The sequence below is a fragment of the Colwellia aquaemaris genome (assembly GCF_057548755.1).
On the sequence record NZ_BAAJLV010000002.1, the window covers coordinates 614,757 to 634,441 of the forward strand.

Consider the following 19,685-nt stretch of genomic DNA (forward strand, 5'->3'; position numbering starts at 1 on the left):
AGTGGCTATTTTTAGGGGAAAATTTAAGTATGATGTACAGAATAATTCAGGAGTGGGCATTTGATGACAGATATAAATATACAGTACTTTGATACACCTTACGGGGAGCTCATTTTAGGCTCATACCATCAGAAATTGTGTTTATGTGATTGGCGCTATAGAAAAAGAAGAACGGCCATAGACTCAAGAATACAAAAAGGATTACAAGCTGGATATAATGAACGGTCAGACAGTGTATTAAATCTTACCAAGCAACAACTTAATGAGTACTTTAATTATCAACGAAAGGTGTTTGATATACCGTTGTTATTAGTTGGAACGCCGTTTCAAAAAAGTGTATGGGAAAGTCTATTAAAAATACCTTTTGGCGATACGTCGAGTTACTTACAACTTGCTGTAAGTATGAATAATGAAAAAGCGGTGAGAGCTGTTGCCAATGCTAACGGCGCAAATGCAATTTCTATTATAATACCTTGCCATAGAATAGTAGGCAGTAATGGCGATTTAACAGGATATGCAGGAGGGCTTAAAGCAAAAGAAAACTTGCTTAAGTTAGAGTTTAAAACACTATTCTAGATGTTGTTATAAAGTAAACAGTCGCTAAGCTTTGCTTGATATTAACAATTAAAGTAATTAGGCGAGTTATATAGTGTCAAAAAGTTAAATCATAAATGGCTCTTCTTCTTGAAAATTTATCTAGCTAAAGAGCCATAGTGATCAGCTGCGTTCAGACAAATTTTCTTGAACAATATCTGAATTTTTATCAGCATAAAAATCAACTTGAAATGTTGTATCATCGGTTAAAAATTCAACTTTATGCCAATATTCAGGAGGGGAAACTAGGTAAGTTCCCGCTTCTATAGATACCTCTTGTTCTACATCTGCTTTTCTTTGTGCAAAACCATAAAATTTTAACTCTCCAGATATAGTCTTAATTTTTCCATAAACACCTGAGCGCGTATTATGCTTGTATAAAAACATTTTAGGCACATTGTCCTTATTGAAAACGGGCGTAGATTTATAGTGCACAAAGCTTTCTGGTATTTTATTCATACTTCACTCCATTTATTCATTATTCTGAGTTTATTAGCTTATCTTTTAAAAGTAGATACAACTTTAATGTGATCACTAATCCTATCAAAAAACGATATTCATTTGACACAATACGTATTTTTTAAATATGTTATTAGCACTTGTTACAGCGCCAAATATGAATTACATGCAGATAACTTAAGGGGCTGTTGAGCTTTCAGGATTAAAATTTATTCAATTTAAAGCGTCTTTAATCGTGACGCGAACGCTGTAACATAGTTGTTCTCGATAACTGCTCCTGCGTTGTTTTAATTACCAGCGTCCATTGCAAGCATATGTAAATTCCTTGTACAGCTTACGCATCCTGCTCACGCTAAGTACCTAAACCCTTGTAGGCAACAAAGTAGAAATCTGTTTTAAATGAACCCGAAGAGCAGCGTCTGTTTGATATTTATATGGCGTTGCCCCACATAGATGTCGGGTAAGGTGACTTTGTAGGCGCATAAGGTCGTTATCGCACATTCGAGTAGCTAGCTACTCAAATGTGCTCTACCTTGCCTAAATATCAAACAAACTGCTGTAAAAGTAACCTCGAAAGATCAACAGCCCTTCGTGTAGAAAAATTATCTGCATGCACTTCGAATGACTTTAAGTCTAAGACTATTTTTCTGCTATACGACGACCAAATGCAACTGCGTATGAATTACGACGCGCTTGCAGCAATGGATCAGCTGAGGCTTCAAACCCCGTAGATAATACTAATGGATCGTAGTTAATATCGTTACAACCGCCTGTATTTTCTGTTTGTATTTTATTTACAACAAGCTCAGCAGCGGTGATTTTTTTATTGTTGTCTGACCATGCAATGGCTGCATTATTCACATCATCTTCTGGCGCAGCAAACGTCACTACCATATTCCATTTAACTGGGCCATTATCAAGCTTAGTCTGTAAATTATCGAAGAAAAAATTTTGTGCCGGTTCTACAACTATTTTTTGTTCTTGTTGTGGTACAAAAGACCATCTAACCGCTGTTTTTTCACCTTTGTTGTTAACTAAATAGAAACTGTTAACGCTATTAAATTTCTGACCTTCATAAGGTTTAAGTTGTTTGCTTTTCTTACCGTAATAGGCCTTGAAGCGCTGTAAATCTTTATTTTTTTGTTTAAATGCTTTTACTGCAGGTTTGCCTGCTACTTTAGCATGCATCAACTCAGCAAATGCTTCAGGTGTCGCAACTGGAAAAAAATCTAATGTGTTCATTGACATAAGGTGAGTTTGGTTATCGGTTGTTGTTATAGACAAAGCCATACCGTACTCTCCAGGTTTATTATCTGGAGCTAAGTTCTTACCACCTTTATGAGATAATCGACCTATAACTGATAAGTTATCAGTAAATAAGCTACTATTACTGTACTGCTGAATAGCTTTATCTTTTGGTGATAATGTCGCTGAAAAACAAAATCCTTTAGTATGATTACGTCGTTTACCTTCGGTTACACCGAAGAGTTTTTCAAAAGTATTAACACTATCAGTTGCCGTATCAATATTATTAGAAAGTGCTGGAACTGAAGAAGCGAGCAGCATAGACAAAGTTATTATTTTAAAGTTATTCATTTTCATTACTCTTAAGTTATAGTGACCTTATCATGATAGTATGTGCACGAACAATTAGTCAAGAAATAGTTGTGTATTTAACAAAAAAAGGATAGAGTTAATCATATTGTTACTGTTGATGGTCCATTTTTAGTCTAGGAGAGTTTTTTGTCTGTCGCCCACCTAAATGAGCAGTTATGTTTTGCGTTATATTCCGCATCGAATCATTTAACGAGTATTTATCGTCCATTGCTTGAACCCATAGGATTAACCTATACCCAATTTATTGTATTAATGGCTTTATGGGAAAAAGAGAACATTTCAATAAGCCAATTAGCAAAAAAAACAAATTTGAGTAAAGCAACAATGACACCTCTTTTAAAACGCTTAGAAGACAAAAAGCTAATAGAAAGACAAAGATTGACGGACAACGAACGACAAAAAAATATTGCATTAACTCGTGCGGGTAGAGCTTTATCTCAACAAAGCACAAAAATAACTGAACAAGCTTTTTGCATGAGCAAACTATCTAAAGAACAAGCGCAAGTCTTAATTGATACCTGTCATCAACTTGTTGACACAGATAATGTATAAATAGATCGATTTTGCATATTTCGTTCAACAAAATAGAATTAATATTTAAGTGACTATATAAATTTAAACACGCAAAAGAGGAAAAAGTGATGTCTGACCAATGGTTAAAAAGCTTAATAACTGCAACGCCTCAAGAAGGTTATGAATTAGCAATAAAATTATCACGTATGGGGGTAAAGTATACTCAACCTGATGATGAAATAAGAAGCAAATTACGCCCTGTGTATGGTGAAAATGCTGACAATCTAATTGCATCATCTCACGTAGTTGCCACTAACTTTCAAACGGTTTCTGCTGCTAATAATTATTGGCGGAATTAAATAACCGTTTATTCTTTATAACAGTATTGTGAGAAGTTATTTTATATACTCCTTTGTTTGAGGCAATTACAATAAAATAGAGGAGCCTTTATATTTGATTTTATTTATTTCTCCATTGGGTTTGATGAATGGATAATTTGGGGTGTTCTTTTATGACAAAGAATACCGACTTATAGCTCTATAGTGTTTTAAAGTAAAATATTTAAGTGTATGAAGGAAAATTAATTTTAAGTGGTGAATTACATAAGTATTAATAGCTTGTTTAGCTATAAGTTGATTTAAAAGAAAAATTCAGCTATTAAATTAGCATATAGTATGTTTTTTGTGTAAGAAGAATTATGATTCGTTTTATTATCTTTAAAATTTTATTATTCACCTTTTTTATTATTAACCCCACATTAAAAGCAAAAGAAAAAGTAGACCTTTCAGTTTTTACTTCTCATATTAAACCTCCTTATATTGAAAATCTTGAAGACAAAAAAGGTTTATACTTCGAATTAATAAAGATGATGAATCGAGACTCTGAAAATATCATTTTTAGTATTGAGCATATTCCAAGAAAAAGGCTTAACAAGCTTCTAGAGACTAAGAAACTCAATGGAGTTGTTATTGGTGCAAATCCAGGGTGGTATAAAGATTCTAATAGAAAAAAATACTATTGGAGTGAAGGGTTTCTCTTAGATAAAGATATTGTTATTTCTTCTAGTTCTAAAAAATTTGAATATAAAAATGTCGACTCTAGCTTAGGGAAAATATTTGCTGGTGTTAGAGGTTATTATTATGAAGGCATTGATGAATTAGTGTTACAAAATATGGTGCAACGTTTTAACGTTAACAAAGAAAAAGATCTTCTTAGAATAGTCTTAAGAGAAGAAATAGACTTTATTATAATTGGTAATAATACATATAAAAAGGAATTAACTAAAGATAACAGGTTATCGAGAATGTATCATATATCAGAGAGGGATTTTTCAATGCCTTTTTATAGATATTTCTTAATTCCTAGTGATTACAAAAAATACTATTCTGAGATTAATGTATTGATTAAAAAAACTATATACAGCGAAGAGTGGAAGGCAATTGTTGATCAGTAATATAAGATAACTCTATTATTTTATATTACTCTGAATGATAAAATTTGTTAGTGGTTAAATAAAGTGTTAGGGGCATTGGTTAAACTAAGCAAAAACTAAGTTATCAAAATGACTAAAAAATAAAATAACAATCAATGAACTTTTAAAAATCATACTCGTATACGCATACTTTAACCTATCAAATGTGATTTAAAGTGTAGTAGCTCAGACCTGATCTGACAGTTACCCGTTTTTGACGGTGTTTTGTCAGTTTAGATTTGAGCTAAATTCTTTTCAGCCCAAATCGATTTACCATCAATTAATGTTTCCAGCGGAGTTCGTCCGCAGCACATTTTTCCTTGATGTGTTCGTTCATTGTTGTAGTAATCTATCCATTCGTCCAGATCTTTTTGTAACTCATCCATATCAGCATACAGCTTTTTTCTAAAGGTAATTTGATAGAACTCATTTAGAATGGTTTTGTGGAACCGCTCGCAGATACCGTTTGTTTGTGGTGACATAGCTTTAGTTTTGGTGTGGTCAATATCGTTAATCGCTAGATATAGCTGATAATCATGGTGGTCGACACGACCACAATATTCAGTCCCACGGTCAGTTAAAATCCGTAGCATAGGAAGCTCATACTGCTCGAAATACGGTAGGACTTTATCATTTAATATATCTGCTGCTGTGATCGGTGTTTTAGTCGTATAGAGCTTGGCAAAAGCCACTTTGCTGTAAGTATCAACGAAGGTTTGCTGGTAAATACGACCAACTCCTTTGAGGTTACCAACATAAAATGTATCTTGAGAGCCGAGGTAACCTGGATGCGCTGTTTCAATTTCACCACAAGCTTCGTCATCATGTTTTTTCTTCTCAAGTGCAGCAACTTGGGCATCACTTAAAATAATACCGTCACTGGCAACCTTAGCTTCAAGTGCTTTAAGCCTTTTTTTGAAGTTTTCTAGATCATGGCGTAACCAAATTGAACGAACACCGCTACCCGAAACAAAGACACCTTGTTTACGAAGTTCGTTGCTTGTTCTATGTTGGCCATGAGCGGGTTGAGCCACAGCGTATTCCATTACAGCGTTTTCTGTTGCTTCGTCTACTCTGTTCTTGACGTTAGGTGTTCTTCGGTTTTTATTAATAAGGGCATCAATACCACCATCGTCGACAAGTTCTTGATAACGATAAAACGTATCTCGTGATACGCCCATGACTTTACACGCTTTAGAAACGTTTCCTAATTCTTCAGCAAGGTTAAGCAGACCAGCTTTGTGTTTAATGATTGGGTTGTTAGTATGTAACATGAGGGTTACCTCTTTTTGTTTAAATTAAAGATTCGACACCTTTAATAAAAACGGGTAACTCTCAACTTTTCAAGATGATATGTAAGATCTAATCTGAACTAATACATTTAAAGAAATCCATCAAATTTGGCAGTCGTATTTGTCCTGTAGATTCAAGTGATCATCGCAACAATAATATCTCAACACTGTTTGTTGTTTATTTATTGCTAATATGAGGCTCCTGTCGTGAATTCACTAGTAAGCTTATCTAAGAAAGTCTGGCTAACTGCTCTAAGATAATGTAGATCCATGAACAAAGCTAAATATACAACTAACTTTTCTGACTTTGTATATGTTATGCCGCTACTCTACTGATTTTTCAACGTATCGGCTATTTTTATAGTTTAGATGCAACCACGGATCGTTTATCATCGTAGAGCATTTCTTTTGCTTAGCTCGTTTCGTCACTTTTCCTAATTTTTTCAGTGGGCAATTCAGTTGCTTTGCGAACTAGACCACTTTGTATTTTTATATTAACTCAGCAAACTCGTGTTTAAATTTTGCCGCTAATACTTTCTTGACATCGTTTTTCTCATTACTTAATATAGAGTTTCCTATATATAACCCCTTTTAAATTATGGTGTTAGGTGTTTTTTTTGTGCAGGATTTATTCATTGATAATATCAATACAGTTGAACAGTTTACTACCTAATATTGATTAAAGTTCCTTTATTACCGCTTAATATTAACTAAAGTTCCTTTACTGTTATCTGATATTGGCAAAATTCCTTTATTACTACCTAATTTTGACCAAAGTTTCTTTATTACTACCTAATGTTGACCAAAGCTATTTTATTACTACCTAATGTTGACCAAAGCTATTTTATTACTAACTAATATCAATAAAAATTATGAGTTAGAGGTGATATGTATTTTAGACTAATCAGGAACAGCTTTATAATTTTGTTTGTCGTTACCTTGTTTGGCATTGTCAGTATTACGATGACAGGGAACAATGAATAAAATCAAAATGTAAAATTGTTGGTGAGTATATTATTTACTTTAATTTTTAAAGATATTATACGATTCAATGATTTATGTTCTAATTATGTTATGCTTATAGTTAATCTATCTGGGAATGAGAACAACTTATGTATTTCGTTTTCCCTGCCCGTCATGAAGAGCATTGGCTGACACCTAAATGCTTCAACAATTTTTATCGAATATTGACGGTGGTTGGCTATGTGACTGTATTTCAATTCAAAAAAAGAATCATAAAACGCAATTCTCCTGGTTGGTTACGAATTGCTATTGATGTAAAAAATAATACTCAATTTTATCTGATTTCACCTGGTGGACTAGGCACGCTTATCAGTGCCCCTATCGAAAGCTTTCATCCTGATATTAAGCAAGTTGCTTTGAAAATGATTAAAAAAGGTGAGTTGATGAAATCTAATAATGTAGAGCGTTTTTTTAGCAATGGACATCATTACTTCATATTGGATGTCATTAACCGCCGTCCAAAAAGTATCTTAGTTTTAGGTAAAAATAAGAATTATGAGAGTAAGTAATCAGTTCACTAGACCTCTTTTATAACACAGACTATATCTAGATTTTTATTGGTTATCATTTAGTGTTCATCATTATCAATAAGGCAAAATTTGCTGAAATATCCAAAAAGTGGCTAAAGCTGAAAGTGACTAATAATAAAATGCTGATTGTCGTTATTTTCAATTATGTAGGTTGTGTGAAATGAAGCGTTAAAATTAAATAAGAGCCATAAAAGATGGTTTATGAAAACAATTACAAGTATGTAAATTAGTATAGCAGTGTTAACCTATTTACACATATTATGGTTATATTATGGCTTTATTAACAACAGAGTTTAAGAAAGAATTAAAAAAATTCACCCCAGAATCTCTTTATGATAAGCAGATCATCTCTTTAGAGAGTAATCCCCGCAGAAAAAATGCAATATTAGAATTTTATGAGCATGCAAATCGAAATAACTCTACATGGTTTGAAAATAAATCATCAATTAATGATGCTTTACACCAATATAAAAATAATTTGGTGAAATTTAAATCAATAAGAACTGCATATAGTGACTATTCGAGAGTTCGGGGGCAATTCGCTACTTTTAAAAGAAGCGGTTTGATTCCGCACAACACCATTCTTCCTAAAAACTTTGGTTATAAAAACGTCAATAATTCGAGCAGACTAACAAATTATTTATTAGCTACTACTAATCCGATGTCATTGTCCTCAATAGAGAGTACAGAAATTGAATACCTTGACGCTCTTGAAGTGGAGCTTAGGCAAAACCTAGAGCTACTTAAGTCTTATTCACAGAAGATAATATTTGATTCATATAGTAAATTTTTATTGTTAGGCAAGCTAATAGCAAGTAGTGATATTGATGAAATAGAAGAAGATGGAGATCATTTAGATCCTAATCAAGTTACAAAACAAAAGCAAAAATTAAGTTATTTTTCAAAGGCTCACCCGAATGGTCTAGCAAACTGTGTCGCATACATTTATAGGTACAAAAATCGAATGTTTGTACGAAGCTCTTTTAGTGGTAGCCATCACTTTTATGGGCATGGTATTGAAAATATACTTTGTTATTTGGGGTTATCTTCAGAACTTATTGTTGCAATGATGAATGTGATAATCGATGAAATTGGGATAAATATAACTCCTTTAATAAATCAGAAGGTTAATACAACTAAACATAATGAATTTATAAAGATTAACCCTTGCGGCTCTATAGTTATTAATAATTTGAAAAAAAGAGCCAAATTGGTTCAGTCAACCAAGTTAGATTCAACTTGGATAGGGAGTTTACCTGATGTCGCAGACTTGTGTAGTACAGAAATCAATGCTGAGTTTGCAATAAAGTTTGCTCTTCTAGTAAATGAGTATTTTATTGATTTTAGTGGTGAAAACTATTTGTTTTTGACAATTGGCAGTGATAGCAGTGGTAAAGGTGTTAGAAAAATTTCTAAGATGGCCATCAAATCGATTATCAAAAAATTTGCTGGTGATATATCAGAGGATTTAAGCGAGTTATCACCAACTATGGCGGGGATTCGAGCCTCAAAAGGTGTTTTGATTTGGCTTGAAAATGATGGTGATTCTGTTAAAGCCGCGAGATATTTGCGTAATAAAACACAAACAACGCTTAATTATTATATACCTAAAGAGTTACAAGAATTAAAGCATAGAAAAAGAATCCGCAAGTTTCAAAGCCTCTTAAGTTTACTTAATGCATTATCAACAAATAAGCCCCATGAATATTTAGATGTTGACGCTGAAGAGTATAAAAAAATATTGGAAGGATTTTTTTTAGACGATGACACAAATGGCTGGATTATTGATGACTTAATAAGTAAAGCAGATGGACAAAAGGAAGAAATAATTTTTAGGGTAAGTCAATCGGCAATAACACACCTGATTCAAGTGGCTAGAGAACACCAAGATAAAAATATTCAAAAAAAATGTAAAAGTATTATTGATCTTATCGGCAGTAATGGCTCAAGAAAAATGAAAAGAATGCTGTCTCAAGCTAATAAACAGGCGAACCTTAATGTTAAAAATAATTGATAATCAGTCCTCGTCTGTTGACGATTTAGAGATTGTATCTGGCGACACTCAACTTACTTGGATTGTTGAAGAAAATGAAAAATATTGGTTTGTACCTAAATCTGGCTTTTCACCCAAATTTGATAGTGAAAAGAAGGTTTGGAAAAATGTAGCCAAGGTCTCCTTTAACTTCCCTATTTGCTCTCAAAGTAATTTACCTGATAAAAAATGGGAATTTTTAAAACAAGAAATGGAAGCAAGTTGCAAGTTTCTAGTGCAACAAGAGCATATTGTAAAATATGAATATCTTGAAAGTTATATTAGCACCATATGTGCTTTTGTTTATTTTTTGAATGAGAGACTTGAAAGTAGTAACACAAAAAAATTAATACTGTCGTTTGCCCAAATTACTTCAGAAGATGTTGTAGATTATTTTGACTTCTTAGCGCAAGATGAATCTCTAGTCGAATATTTAATAGATTTAGTTATTAGTGAGCAAGATAAATATCTCTCTTCAGGCACACTTAATATTGACTTATTACGGAAAGAGCAAAAAATTTCTGATAGTTTGTTTAAGAAAATCAAAACTCAGTTAACACATAAGGTTAAGTCCGAGTTGGGGCAATTATCTACGCGTGAAGCTTTACGTGAATATCCAAATGCTTTAAGGAGCAAGCTTGATAGAGAGCCTCAAGATATTGGAAAAATCAGCGAAACCAAGCTTTCATCAATAAAAACGTATCTAAATTACCTATTCGTGTCTAATGTTGTACTGAATGAGCCATTTCATGTTGATGTAAGGGCAGACTTAAATTTTACTGATTCGTTAGACGTATTAAATAAAAGGAGTACGTCATTAATACCTTTACAAACATATAATTACATTTTCAATAAAGTTACTTGGTTCCATAAGGATATTGCACCCTGCCTTTTTAAATATGTACAACAATATGTTACTGAGTTTCAAAATCTTACATCACATATAGCTGAATCTACAATGAAGAAGAATGGCAAAAAGTATTATGATCTTTGCTTTAAGAAAGTACCAATGCCTGAGCAGCTTAGGGCTTTGAATATTAGTCAGTTTCAAGAAACCCAAACTAACCTAAGGAAAAATAAAGATAACAGCTACTACCGTGAAAATTTGTCAATACTTGATATATCGAGGCTGTATGGCATCGCAACTTTTCTTCTTATAATTCTTTACACTGGAATTAGAGATTCAGCCACAAGAAATTTAAGCCGTGATTGCCTTCGAGTTAGTATTGTTGATGAGTTGTGGGATATTTGTTTCAAAAAGCTTAAGGATAAAAATTCTAATGAGTGGTTTGATGAGCTTAAACCAATTCCTGAATTTGTATATTCTGCTATTGAAGACTTCGCTTTTTATGTTGATGAAATAGAAACTTATTTTGGTCTTGCCATCAATGAGGAATATTTATTTCCAAAATTTTTAACTCCATCTTCAAAAGATGAAGAACCAATTTCTTATGATGTTTTCATTAAGTGGCTAGATATATTTTCTGATTGGATTGAGGTGCCCGTCGCTGATGACGTAAAACGTTGGTATCTTAGACCACATCAATTAAGAAGAACATTTGCTGTTTTATTTTTTAATAGTTTCAACAAGCGGTTGATTGAAAGTTTGAGTTGGATGATGGGACATGATGATCTTGATACTACATTAGGTTATGCACAAAGTGATAATGACCAAGAGTGGCAAATAGAAGCTAAGCTTTTTCTACAGCAAATGGCTACTTCAAATGATCAATATCTTGTTGAAATGAGTGAGGAGCTTGCTCTTTTTGTGGAAAATATACGCAAAAAAGAATCGAGTGTTGAGATTAAATTAATCAGTGAAGAGTTTGATCTACATATTCAAAGATTTCTTGGTGGAAGAAAATTGAGCTGGGAAGTTGTAAATAATGAGAAGCTTTTCATGTATGTTGAAGGAGTTGAGGAGTAAATGGCGGGAAGATATAAAAAAGGAGAGACATCACCTCACAAAAGAAAAGAGCAAGCTTTTAAAAAATCATGCATTAAAAATAAGCTTCAAGCATTATTAGATAGTAAAAAAGACAAATATGCATTTCTATGTCTCCATCAATTTAGAAATTATAAAAGAAACAAAATAAGCCTAGATAGTATCCTGAAATGGATAGAACCGGATTGTGATATCTTTCCTGTTTGCTATGGTACTTTGAATAAGTACCCTAGGCTAAAGGGAGAATTAGAAAATGCGCTAGAAGCATATAATATTGAGGTTTATGCTAAAAAATTAGATAAAACTAAGGGCCGAAGAAAAGACAAAAGATCTACAACAGGTCTATCCAAAGATGAGCTTAAAGACAAAGTATTAGATGTCGCAAATGAAAATCAAATGTTGCTTAATAATTGTATCACTATTTACCGTATGTACATGGATTTAAAAAGCACTATACCAGAAGCAGAACAAAATGAGGTTTATTATCAAAGGATGTTGAAACGCCATGCTAAAGGGCTTAAGCGTTTTAATTTACAGTTAGTGGTTGATAACGAGAATTTATAAATGCTAATCACGACAAAAGATGCTGATCTATCAGGGCTTGTAACTGCTTATTCCAATACATCTAAATACCCACTGTTTTTTTATGAAAATGGTAACTTTTGCTGGGATCTAAATGATTATATTCATCATATTTCAGGAGGGAAATTTAACAAGTACGGGGTTGAGCCATCGGCTACAACTATCAATAATAAAGCTGAACGGTTAAATGTTTTTCTAGAATATATTGAGTTGCGATCTAAATCATTTTTTGATGTAGATGATGACTTGTTGACAGAATATAGCATTTATATTGCCTCAAGGAATGATACAGAAAAAAGAGTTTCAACAACTGAAAGACATATAAGAGATATTCTTAATTTTATTGAGTTTCTTCAATTTCAAAATAAAGACCTTTTATTTTTTACTGTTTCAGATGGGCAGGCTAATAACGTTGACCATGAAGTATTTAGATACCAAGTTCATGCCATAAGAAAATACAACTTTCGTTCTAAAAAAGAATACTTAAGTCATGAATGCATTGAGCATTTAAGTGATTTTAGCGTAGAAATTGACTACATCAAGGATTATGAAATAGATATGTGGCTAGATGCAATCGAAGATGTTACTGATAATCCATATTTAATTGATAGGTGGAGCAACTTAACTATTCTAGTAGAATATACAGGCTCAAGAATTTCAGAAATTTGTGATATAGAAATATCGGATATCATTGCTTCATATGAAAGGAAAACCTCTCTTAAAGTCCCTGTAGGAAAAAAGGGAACTAACGGATATGGGCAATTCAGATATATTAAAATTCCTCTAGCAGAGTTAAGTGAACTATATGACTTTGCTTTGGAAACCAAAAATAAAATTAAAGAGTATGGTGTTGAACTTCATGAGTGTTTATTCATTGACACTGATACGGGTAAACCTTTGAAAGAAAGCTATATTAATAGCTTATATACAGATGTTATACCAGAGAGTAAATATAAGAATAAACTAAAAAAGCTAGGCTTTCATTCGTTTAGGCATAGATATTTTACTAAAAAAATGTTCGAATTACTGCAAGAAAACAATGGTAAGAAGCCAAGCTTAAAGGAAGCAGCAGAAGAGCTACTACTTGATTCACTTCACGCTAGCACGGAATCACTTGCAACGTATATTCATTTAGCTGAAGATTTCGATAAACCTTTTGAGCGTAAAAAAGGTCAGTCGCGTCAAGAATTTCGAAAGGAACAAACATTATTAGATAAGCTTAAAGTTATGCTTGAACAAGTTGATGCTAGTGAAATCTCCAATGAGGATGTTATTAATGCTCTAAGAGATTTTGTTTAAATGTGGTCATCGGGTGTTTGTTCTAGAATGTTTCTATGTGAAGTGTTTTATATAGGTTGTTTTGTCTTTTATCTCCTTGAGGTTAGGTTTTAGTGGTTCTTTGTGAGTTCTATATCTAAGTAAAACAAAGTATCAATCTAACATTCCTTACAAGCACGTATGCTTTCACAAGCTATGCGTAAGCTAACAGGTAATTTAAAGCAGTCAAATACCATGATGATTTTCATTAACCAAATTCGTATGAAAATTGGTGTTATGTTTGGTAACCCAGAAACCACAACAGGTGGTAATGCATTAAAGTTCTACGCTTCTGTTCGTTTAGATATTAGACGCATCGGTGCTGTTAAAAACGGTGATGAAATTGTTGGTAACGAAACTCGTGTTAAAGTTGTTAAAAACAAAATTGCACCGCCGTTTAAGCAAGTTGAATTCCAAATTTTATATGGTGAAGGTATTAACAACTTAGGTGAATTGATCGACTTAGGTGTTAAAAACGAAATGGTTGAAAAAGCCGGTGCTTGGTATAGCTACAAAGGCGATAAAATTGGTCAAGGTAAGGCAAATGCAGCTAAGTTCTTAAAAGAGAACCCTGAAGTAGCTCAAGAAATTGATAGCCGCTTACGTGAAGTATTCTTGTCAAAAAATAAGCCTGCTGAAGCAATTGAAGAGCCAGCTAAATAACTTTTAACTCACCTGATAGAAAATAAAAGGCCACTGTTAAGTGGCCTTTTTTGTTGTAATTTTTTACAAAATGTTTGCTATAAGCAAGGCATTTACTAGCTTTTGTGCTGTGAAATAATTTTGAACTTGTTATGATGATTTAGCGGTCTTTATTGTTGTCGATTGATAAAAGAGAGTAATTATTTGTTAAATAATCATGGCCATTTTGCACTTTTAGCGCATTACTTACAGCAAAGTGATGAGTTTGACTGGGTACTCGCAACCATAGTAAATAAAGAAGGCTCTAGCTATCGTTCACCGGGGGCAATCATGCTAGTGAACAGTTTAGGGCAATGTTATGGCTTAGTTAGTGGTGGCTGTTTAGAAGCGAATATTGTTTTACATGCAAAGAAGGTATTTGATGGCAAACAGGCACAATATGTTGAATACGATATGCGTGAAGAAGATGGTTATGCTGCTGAGCTAGGTGTTGGATGTAAAGGTAAAATAGGCGTACTTTTACAATATTTAACCCAGCAACATAAAGAGCTTTTAACACAGCTGTTTCAGCGTATGAAAAGCGGTGTTACCAGTTACCTACAACAGGTTTTTATAACGTCAGGTGAAGAACAAGAGCAACTCAATCATATAACATTACTGGATAGTAAAGGGCTATTGCTAACAGCAACCAATCAAGTGCTAAAGGGCACTGACAGTGAACAAACTATTAGAGCAGCTGCGCCTAGCATTTCCCATTGTAATTTAACTAATGAACAATCTGAATTATCGCTAACAAAAATTTCAGCGCCATTTAACTTGTGGGTTTTTGGTGGTGGCTCTGATGCTGTGCCTATGGTTTCAATAGCGGCTAAGCTAGGTTGGCGCATTACAGTTGTGGATCATCGTTCGAGCTATGCTCGTAATAATGCATTTAAGGATGCTGCATATATTTACAGAACACATCCTGAAGAGCTTTTCAAACCAGAATTTACTGAGCAATTAAAGCATTTTCATCAACTTGATGGTGCGGTATTGATGACGCACAATTTAACCTTAGATGTGGCTTGGCTCAAACTGCTACACCAAACAAATCAGGCAAAATATATTGGCTTACTTGGGCCACTTGAGCGTAGAAGTAATGTTGAAGAATTAAGCCAAATTGATGATAGAGCTTGGTTAGCGCGTGTTGTGAATGGCCCGGTAGGCTTTGATATTGGTGGTGATTTACCTGAATCAATTGCTTTGTCAATTCTCGCACAGTGTCACAGTGTTTTGCACAACCGCAGTGGCTTGTCGTTATCCGGCAAGTTTATTAACAGTTAAGGCTTTTAGCAACTGATTATAATAATCGACCATTCTAAGGTAGTTTAGAGCCAGTTGTTGATGGCGAAGTTGGAGAAGTTTTCGTGACCAGCTTTAATAAAGACTACCCATTAATTCGCTTTGTTACAGGCTATTTATCTGCAATTAAACCCAGTGAAAGTGCTTGTGGTCGAACCAATATGCGCATTAAAGGCTGGTTAGGTAGAGCCGATCAAACCACCAAATTTAAAGGTATGTTTATTCATCCAGAGCAATCGAACGTGCACAACTGACAAGCTCATTATTTCCAAAGGCTCGTTTAACTGTAATTCAGTACCAGCATCAAGATAAAATGCATTTACCGTATGAACTTGATGATGGTGAAATTCCTAAACAAGAGCGTGAACAATTATTTTTCAGTTGAAAGATAATTTAAAGAAACTAACAAAACTGAGTGGTCGCGTAGAGTTTGTAAAAATTGGTAGCTTATTGGATGATGGCAAAGTGATTGATGATAAAAGAATTATTTAGTAAATTCTTGAAAAAATAATGAATCTAACATAAGTTTAATATGTTGTGTGTTCTACATATGTGCAATTTTTAGCAAAGGAAGTTTTAATGACAAATAATGCCTTTCAAGATTGTTATCCGGATGATCTTAGCCACTGTTATGGCTGTGGAAAAAATAATGTTGATGGCCACCAACTAAAAAGTTTTTGGCATACTGAAGGTGGTCTTATTAGTGTTGATAGCGCGGAACAAACCATTGCTCATTTTATACCTGAACAATGCCACACTGCGATTCCTGGCTTTGTTTATGGTGGCTTAATTGCTTCACTTATTGATTGTCATGGTACTGGCAGTGCGGCGGCAATGGCATTTCGACAAGGCCACCGTACCACTGGCACTGAACCAGCACTTCGCTTTGTTACTGCGGCGCTTAATGTTAGTTATTTGGCCCCAACCCCTATGGGCGTTAAACTTGAATTAATAGGTACTTTTAGCGAGGTGAAAGAGCATAAAGTGGTTGTAGAAATAACAGTTTCCGCTAACGGTGTAGTTTGCGCTAAAGGTACTGTAGTGGCGGTTAAAATGCCTGACTCTATGGCATGTTAGTTAATAATATTTGAGATACAGACTAGTCGAAAACTTTATAATAACTAATCGTATGCGCCGAGAAATGCACTGATTTTCTCTTTGAATTGTTGTTGGTTATTTACGCAAGGCTTTGACAGTACAGATTATTAATTTTATGCTTAGGAGAAAAAGGACTGCCTGTATAAATGGACTTTGAACATCAACCCGATTGCCTTAACTGTGGCAATATTTTAACTGCTGAATTTTGTGGCCATTGTGGTCAGGAAAAAGTACAACGCATTACTTTTAAAAACTTACTGGTATTAATCCAACGCGGCACGTTAGAACTGCGTTCGCCTTTGTTGCAAACCATAATTGGATTAACACTGAGACCTGCAGATACGTGTAGGGCATATTTGGCCGGTAAAAGAATTAACTATTTCAATCCTGCAAAATACGCATTTTGGTTGACAACATTTACGATTCTATTTGCCTCGTACTTAAATGTTAGTCTTGTTGAAGCAAGCTTGCAGAGCTTTACATCTGAAGATCTTGCGTCAGACGGATTCAGTACTTTCAAGGCCATACTAGAAAATGGTTTGGTATATTTTTTCTTTGTTAGCGCTTTTTTAATGGCGATTGCTTCAAGGCTAGTATTTAGAAAAAAGCAATATAACATCTTTGAATTTTATGTTATTTATTTGATGCTTAATGGCCACCTTGCTTTTGTATCCATTGCTTTAATAGGTTTTGGTTTGTATGACAAAATGCAAAGCCAAATAGGCTTGATATTAATATCTATTCTCTATCCTACTATTGTTATTGCTCGTATATTTACAGAACGCCGAATTGGCACCTATATTAAGTCATTTGCTGCTAACATTTTAGGGTTTTCGTTTGCGAGTATTATTTTTGGCTTTGTAGGTGGCTTTATCGCGGGTGCATTAGGACTGTAAGCTAACTTTTATTGATATTCTCTTCTACATCACACAATAAAAAAGAAATACTTTAATTAACCCAAGACTATTGCCGCGAAAAAAACGATAATTAGCGCCATTATATTTATTTTACTGTTTATACAGCACAACGTGGATCTCGTTAATGGAAATCAAAGTTAATTTTCTCGACAATTTAAAAGTTGAAGCTAAATTTGACGACTTTACTGTCGTTGCCGACCAACCTATTCGATATAAAGGTGATGGCTCAGCCCCTGGACCTTTTGATTACTTTTTAGCGTCTTCTGCTATGTGTGCTGCATATTTTGTTAAGGTTTACTGTAATTCTCGCAATATTCCAACGGAAAATATTCGCTTATCACAAAATAATATTGTTGATCCTGAAAATCGTTATAACCAAATTTTTCAAATTCAGGTTGAGTTACCTGAAAGTGTTTCTGAAAAAGACCGTTTAGGTATTATGCGCTCAATTGATCGCTGTACCGTAAAGAAAGTCGTGCAAACGGGACCTGAGTTTAAAGTTGATATTGTTGAAAACTTAGAAGAAGACGCACAAGCCATGTTAATGGGGCACGCCGACAGTGATGCAAGTACTTTCATTTTAGGTAAAGATTTACCGTTAGAAGAAACCATTGCAAACATGACCGCGCTTTTAGCTGACTTAGGCATGAAAATCGAAATTGCTTCATGGCGTAATATAGTGCCGAACGTTTGGTCGTTACATATTCGTGATGCCGCATCACCTATGTGCTTCACTAATGGTAAAGGGGCAACCAAAGAAAGTGCTTTATGTTCCGCTTTAGGTGAATTTATTGAACGCTTAAACTGTAACTTCTTTTACAACGACCAGTTTTTAGGGCCAGAAATTGCTAATAGTGACTTTGTTCATTACCCGAATGAGAAATGGTTTAAACTAAATGACAATGATGATTTACCTAATGGCATTTTAGACGAATACTGTTTAAGTATTTATAATCCGGACCAAGAGCTGCGCGGTTCACATTTAATTGATACTAACTCTGGCATGGTAGAGCGCGGTATTTGTACCATCCCTTATCAACGTCATTCAGATGGTGAAACGGTTTATTTTCCATCTAATTTGATTGAAAATTTATTTTTAAGTAATGGTATGAGTGCAGGCAACAACCTAGCTGAAGCACAAGTGCAGTGTTTGTCTGAGATTTTTGAGCGTGCGGTTAAGCGCCAAATCATAGAACAAGAAATTGTTTTACCGGATGTACCAAAAAGTGTTTTAGAAAAATACCCAAGTATTCTAGCGGGTATAGAGGCCTTGGAAGAACAAGGTTTTCCGGTAGTGGTTAAAGATGCATCTTTAGGTGGACGATTCCCAGTAATGTGCGTTACTTTAATGAACCCAAGAACCGGTGGCGTGTTTGCTTCATTTGGTGCGCATCCAAGTTTTGAAGTAGCACTAGAACGTAGCTTAACAGAACTACTACAAGGACGAAGCTTTGAAGGTTTAAATGATGTACCTAAACCTACTTTTAACAGCTTAGCTGTTACTGAACCTGAAAACTTTGTTGAGCATTTTATTGATTCAACCGGGGTTATTTCATGGCGTTTCTTTAGTTCTCAACATGACTTTGAGTTTTGTGAATGGGACTTCTCTGGCACTAACCAAGAAGAAAATGAGAGTTTATTAGCTATTTTAGAAGGTTTAGGTAAAGAAGTTTATATTGCTGTTTTTGACCAGTTAGGCGCAACTGCTTGCCGAATGTTAGTACCTGATTACTCAGAAGTTTACCCGGTTGAAGATTTGATTTGGGATAATACCAATAAAGCCTTAAATTACCGCGCTGATATTCTTAATCTTCATATTCTTGATGATGATGCGTTAGAAAGTTTAGTGACGCGCTTAGAAGATAGCCAACTTGATAATTACATTGATATTAGAACCTTAATTGGTATTGAATTCGATGAAAATACGGTTTGGGGTCAACTGACGATTCTAGAATTAAAAATTCTGATCTATTTAGCACTCGGCGCATTAGAAGATGCAATTGAGCTGGTAGAAGAGTTTTTACAGTTTAACGACAATACTGTTGCTCGCGGCTTGTTTTATCAAGCGATGCACGCAGTACTGGAAGTTGAGCTAGATGAAGAGATGGAACTTGAACATTTTATTGAAAACTTTAGCAGAATGTTTGGTAAAGACGTTATGGAAAATGTTGTTGGCTCTATTACTGGAGAAGTTAAGTTTTATGGCTTAACGAAAACGAGTATGAACCTTGAAGGTTTAGATAAACATCAACGTTTAATTGAAAGCTATAAAAAACTGCATCAAGCACGTGCGAAAGCACAATAATATTGTC

At 34.2% G+C, this 19,685-nt stretch carries 17 protein-coding genes and 1 pseudogene; 15 read left to right on the forward strand and 3 right to left on the reverse strand.

The annotated features are described in order from the left end of the window. Positions 1-63: 63 nt before the first annotated feature. Positions 64-576: a methylated-DNA--[protein]-cysteine S-methyltransferase gene (locus AC27HL_RS09080; RefSeq protein WP_487080650.1), complete on the forward strand. Its 513-nt coding sequence runs from the start codon at positions 64-66 to the stop codon at positions 574-576. Positions 577-717: 141 nt separating this feature from the next. Here the strand turns inward: AC27HL_RS09080 and AC27HL_RS09085 are convergent, their stop codons facing one another. Together AC27HL_RS09085 and AC27HL_RS09090 are read right to left on the reverse strand one after the other, a co-directional pair. After that, positions 718-1,053: a TehB family protein gene (locus AC27HL_RS09085; RefSeq protein ID WP_487080651.1), complete on the reverse strand. Its 336-nt coding sequence runs from the start codon at positions 1,051-1,053 to the stop codon at positions 718-720. 639 nt (positions 1,054-1,692) lie between these two features. Beyond that, complete coding sequence (locus AC27HL_RS09090; RefSeq protein ID WP_487080652.1) at positions 1,693-2,649, reverse strand: catalase; 957 nt, start codon at positions 2,647-2,649, stop codon at positions 1,693-1,695. Positions 2,650-2,796: 147 nt separating this feature from the next. On the opposite strand from AC27HL_RS09090, the gene AC27HL_RS09095 reads away from it, so the two are divergent. The 3 genes from AC27HL_RS09095 to AC27HL_RS09105 all read left to right on the forward strand — a co-directional run bounded on the left by AC27HL_RS09095 (position 2,797) and on the right by AC27HL_RS09105 (position 4,636). Continuing rightward, positions 2,797-3,222, forward strand: a complete 426-nt coding sequence (locus AC27HL_RS09095; RefSeq protein WP_487080653.1) for a MarR family winged helix-turn-helix transcriptional regulator — start codon at positions 2,797-2,799, stop codon at positions 3,220-3,222. 89 nt (positions 3,223-3,311) lie between these two features. Further along, positions 3,312-3,542, forward strand: a complete 231-nt coding sequence (locus tag AC27HL_RS09100; protein ID WP_487080654.1) for a hexameric tyrosine-coordinated heme protein — start codon at positions 3,312-3,314, stop codon at positions 3,540-3,542. A gap of 338 nt (positions 3,543-3,880) precedes the next feature. Continuing rightward, a complete protein-coding gene (locus tag AC27HL_RS09105) occupies positions 3,881-4,636 on the forward strand; it encodes a hypothetical protein (RefSeq protein WP_487080655.1) in 756 nt (251 codons plus the stop codon). Positions 4,637-4,887: 251 nt separating this feature from the next. Here the strand turns inward: AC27HL_RS09105 and AC27HL_RS09110 are convergent, their stop codons facing one another. Further along, entirely contained in the window at positions 4,888-5,928 is a 1,041-nt protein-coding gene (locus AC27HL_RS09110) for an IS481 family transposase (protein WP_487080609.1), read from the reverse strand. Between the two features lie 1,130 nt (positions 5,929-7,058). Between AC27HL_RS09110 and AC27HL_RS09115 the strand changes: the two genes are divergently transcribed. The 11 genes and pseudogenes from AC27HL_RS09115 (at position 7,059) to AC27HL_RS09165 (ending at position 19,678) form a co-directional block, all read left to right on the forward strand. Then, a complete protein-coding gene (locus tag AC27HL_RS09115) occupies positions 7,059-7,478 on the forward strand; it encodes a hypothetical protein (protein ID WP_487080656.1) in 420 nt (139 codons plus the stop codon). Between the two features lie 292 nt (positions 7,479-7,770). Further along, the gene (locus tag AC27HL_RS09120) at positions 7,771-9,513 is read left to right on the forward strand and encodes a hypothetical protein (protein WP_487080657.1); all 1,743 of its coding nucleotides are present in this window, start codon (positions 7,771-7,773) and stop codon (positions 9,511-9,513) included. Then, a complete protein-coding gene (locus tag AC27HL_RS09125) occupies positions 9,497-11,458 on the forward strand; it encodes a hypothetical protein (protein ID WP_487080658.1) in 1,962 nt (653 codons plus the stop codon). The genes AC27HL_RS09120 and AC27HL_RS09125 overlap by 17 nt, the downstream gene beginning before the upstream one ends. Beyond that, entirely contained in the window at positions 11,459-12,040 is a 582-nt protein-coding gene (locus AC27HL_RS09130) for a hypothetical protein (protein ID WP_487080659.1), read from the forward strand. Then, positions 12,041-13,357 carry a tyrosine-type recombinase/integrase gene (locus AC27HL_RS09135; RefSeq protein WP_487080660.1) on the forward strand — a complete coding sequence of 439 codons (1,317 nt, stop codon included), beginning with the start codon at positions 12,041-12,043 and terminating at the stop codon, positions 13,355-13,357. Positions 13,358-13,504: 147 nt separating this feature from the next. Further along, positions 13,505-14,038: pseudogene (locus AC27HL_RS09140) on the forward strand (recombinase RecA family protein); the annotation flags it as partial. A gap of 183 nt (positions 14,039-14,221) precedes the next feature. Continuing rightward, complete coding sequence (locus tag AC27HL_RS09145; protein ID WP_487080661.1) at positions 14,222-15,340, forward strand: XdhC family protein; 1,119 nt, start codon at positions 14,222-14,224, stop codon at positions 15,338-15,340. Positions 15,341-15,423: 83 nt separating this feature from the next. Beyond that, entirely contained in the window at positions 15,424-15,612 is a 189-nt protein-coding gene (locus AC27HL_RS09150) for a hypothetical protein (RefSeq protein ID WP_487080662.1), read from the forward strand. Positions 15,613-15,937: 325 nt separating this feature from the next. Continuing rightward, positions 15,938-16,435: a PaaI family thioesterase gene (locus tag AC27HL_RS09155; protein ID WP_487080663.1), complete on the forward strand. Its 498-nt coding sequence runs from the start codon at positions 15,938-15,940 to the stop codon at positions 16,433-16,435. Positions 16,436-16,602: 167 nt separating this feature from the next. Further along, positions 16,603-17,352: a DUF3667 domain-containing protein gene (locus tag AC27HL_RS09160; RefSeq protein WP_487080664.1), complete on the forward strand. Its 750-nt coding sequence runs from the start codon at positions 16,603-16,605 to the stop codon at positions 17,350-17,352. Between the two features lie 145 nt (positions 17,353-17,497). After that, the gene (locus AC27HL_RS09165; protein ID WP_487080665.1) at positions 17,498-19,678 is read left to right on the forward strand and encodes an OsmC domain/YcaO domain-containing protein; all 2,181 of its coding nucleotides are present in this window, start codon (positions 17,498-17,500) and stop codon (positions 19,676-19,678) included. Positions 19,679-19,685 lie beyond the last annotated feature (7 nt).

What these genes read in the sequence shown, in the direction of transcription:
- AC27HL_RS09090 (WP_487080652.1), bottom strand. Translation starts at nt 2,649, where the DNA reads ATGAATAACTTTAAAATAATAACTTTGTCTATGCTGCTCGCTTCTTCA.
- AC27HL_RS09085 (WP_487080651.1), bottom strand. Translation starts at nt 1,053, where the DNA reads ATGAATAAAATACCAGAAAGCTTTGTGCACTATAAATCTACGCCCGTT.
- AC27HL_RS09155 (WP_487080663.1), top strand. Translation starts at nt 15,938, where the DNA reads ATGACAAATAATGCCTTTCAAGATTGTTATCCGGATGATCTTAGCCAC.
- AC27HL_RS09100 (WP_487080654.1), top strand. Translation starts at nt 3,312, where the DNA reads ATGTCTGACCAATGGTTAAAAAGCTTAATAACTGCAACGCCTCAAGAA.
- AC27HL_RS09160 (WP_487080664.1), top strand. Translation starts at nt 16,603, where the DNA reads ATGGACTTTGAACATCAACCCGATTGCCTTAACTGTGGCAATATTTTA.
- AC27HL_RS09080 (WP_487080650.1), top strand. Translation starts at nt 64, where the DNA reads ATGACAGATATAAATATACAGTACTTTGATACACCTTACGGGGAGCTC.
- AC27HL_RS09120 (WP_487080657.1), top strand. Translation starts at nt 7,771, where the DNA reads ATGGCTTTATTAACAACAGAGTTTAAGAAAGAATTAAAAAAATTCACC.
- AC27HL_RS09165 (WP_487080665.1), top strand. Translation starts at nt 17,498, where the DNA reads ATGGAAATCAAAGTTAATTTTCTCGACAATTTAAAAGTTGAAGCTAAA.
- AC27HL_RS09110 (WP_487080609.1), bottom strand. Translation starts at nt 5,928, where the DNA reads ATGTTACATACTAACAACCCAATCATTAAACACAAAGCTGGTCTGCTT.
- AC27HL_RS09115 (WP_487080656.1), top strand. Translation starts at nt 7,059, where the DNA reads ATGTATTTCGTTTTCCCTGCCCGTCATGAAGAGCATTGGCTGACACCT.
- AC27HL_RS09135 (WP_487080660.1), top strand. Translation starts at nt 12,041, where the DNA reads ATGCTAATCACGACAAAAGATGCTGATCTATCAGGGCTTGTAACTGCT.
- AC27HL_RS09125 (WP_487080658.1), top strand. Translation starts at nt 9,497, where the DNA reads ATGTTAAAAATAATTGATAATCAGTCCTCGTCTGTTGACGATTTAGAG.
- AC27HL_RS09130 (WP_487080659.1), top strand. Translation starts at nt 11,459, where the DNA reads ATGGCGGGAAGATATAAAAAAGGAGAGACATCACCTCACAAAAGAAAA.
- AC27HL_RS09105 (WP_487080655.1), top strand. Translation starts at nt 3,881, where the DNA reads ATGATTCGTTTTATTATCTTTAAAATTTTATTATTCACCTTTTTTATT.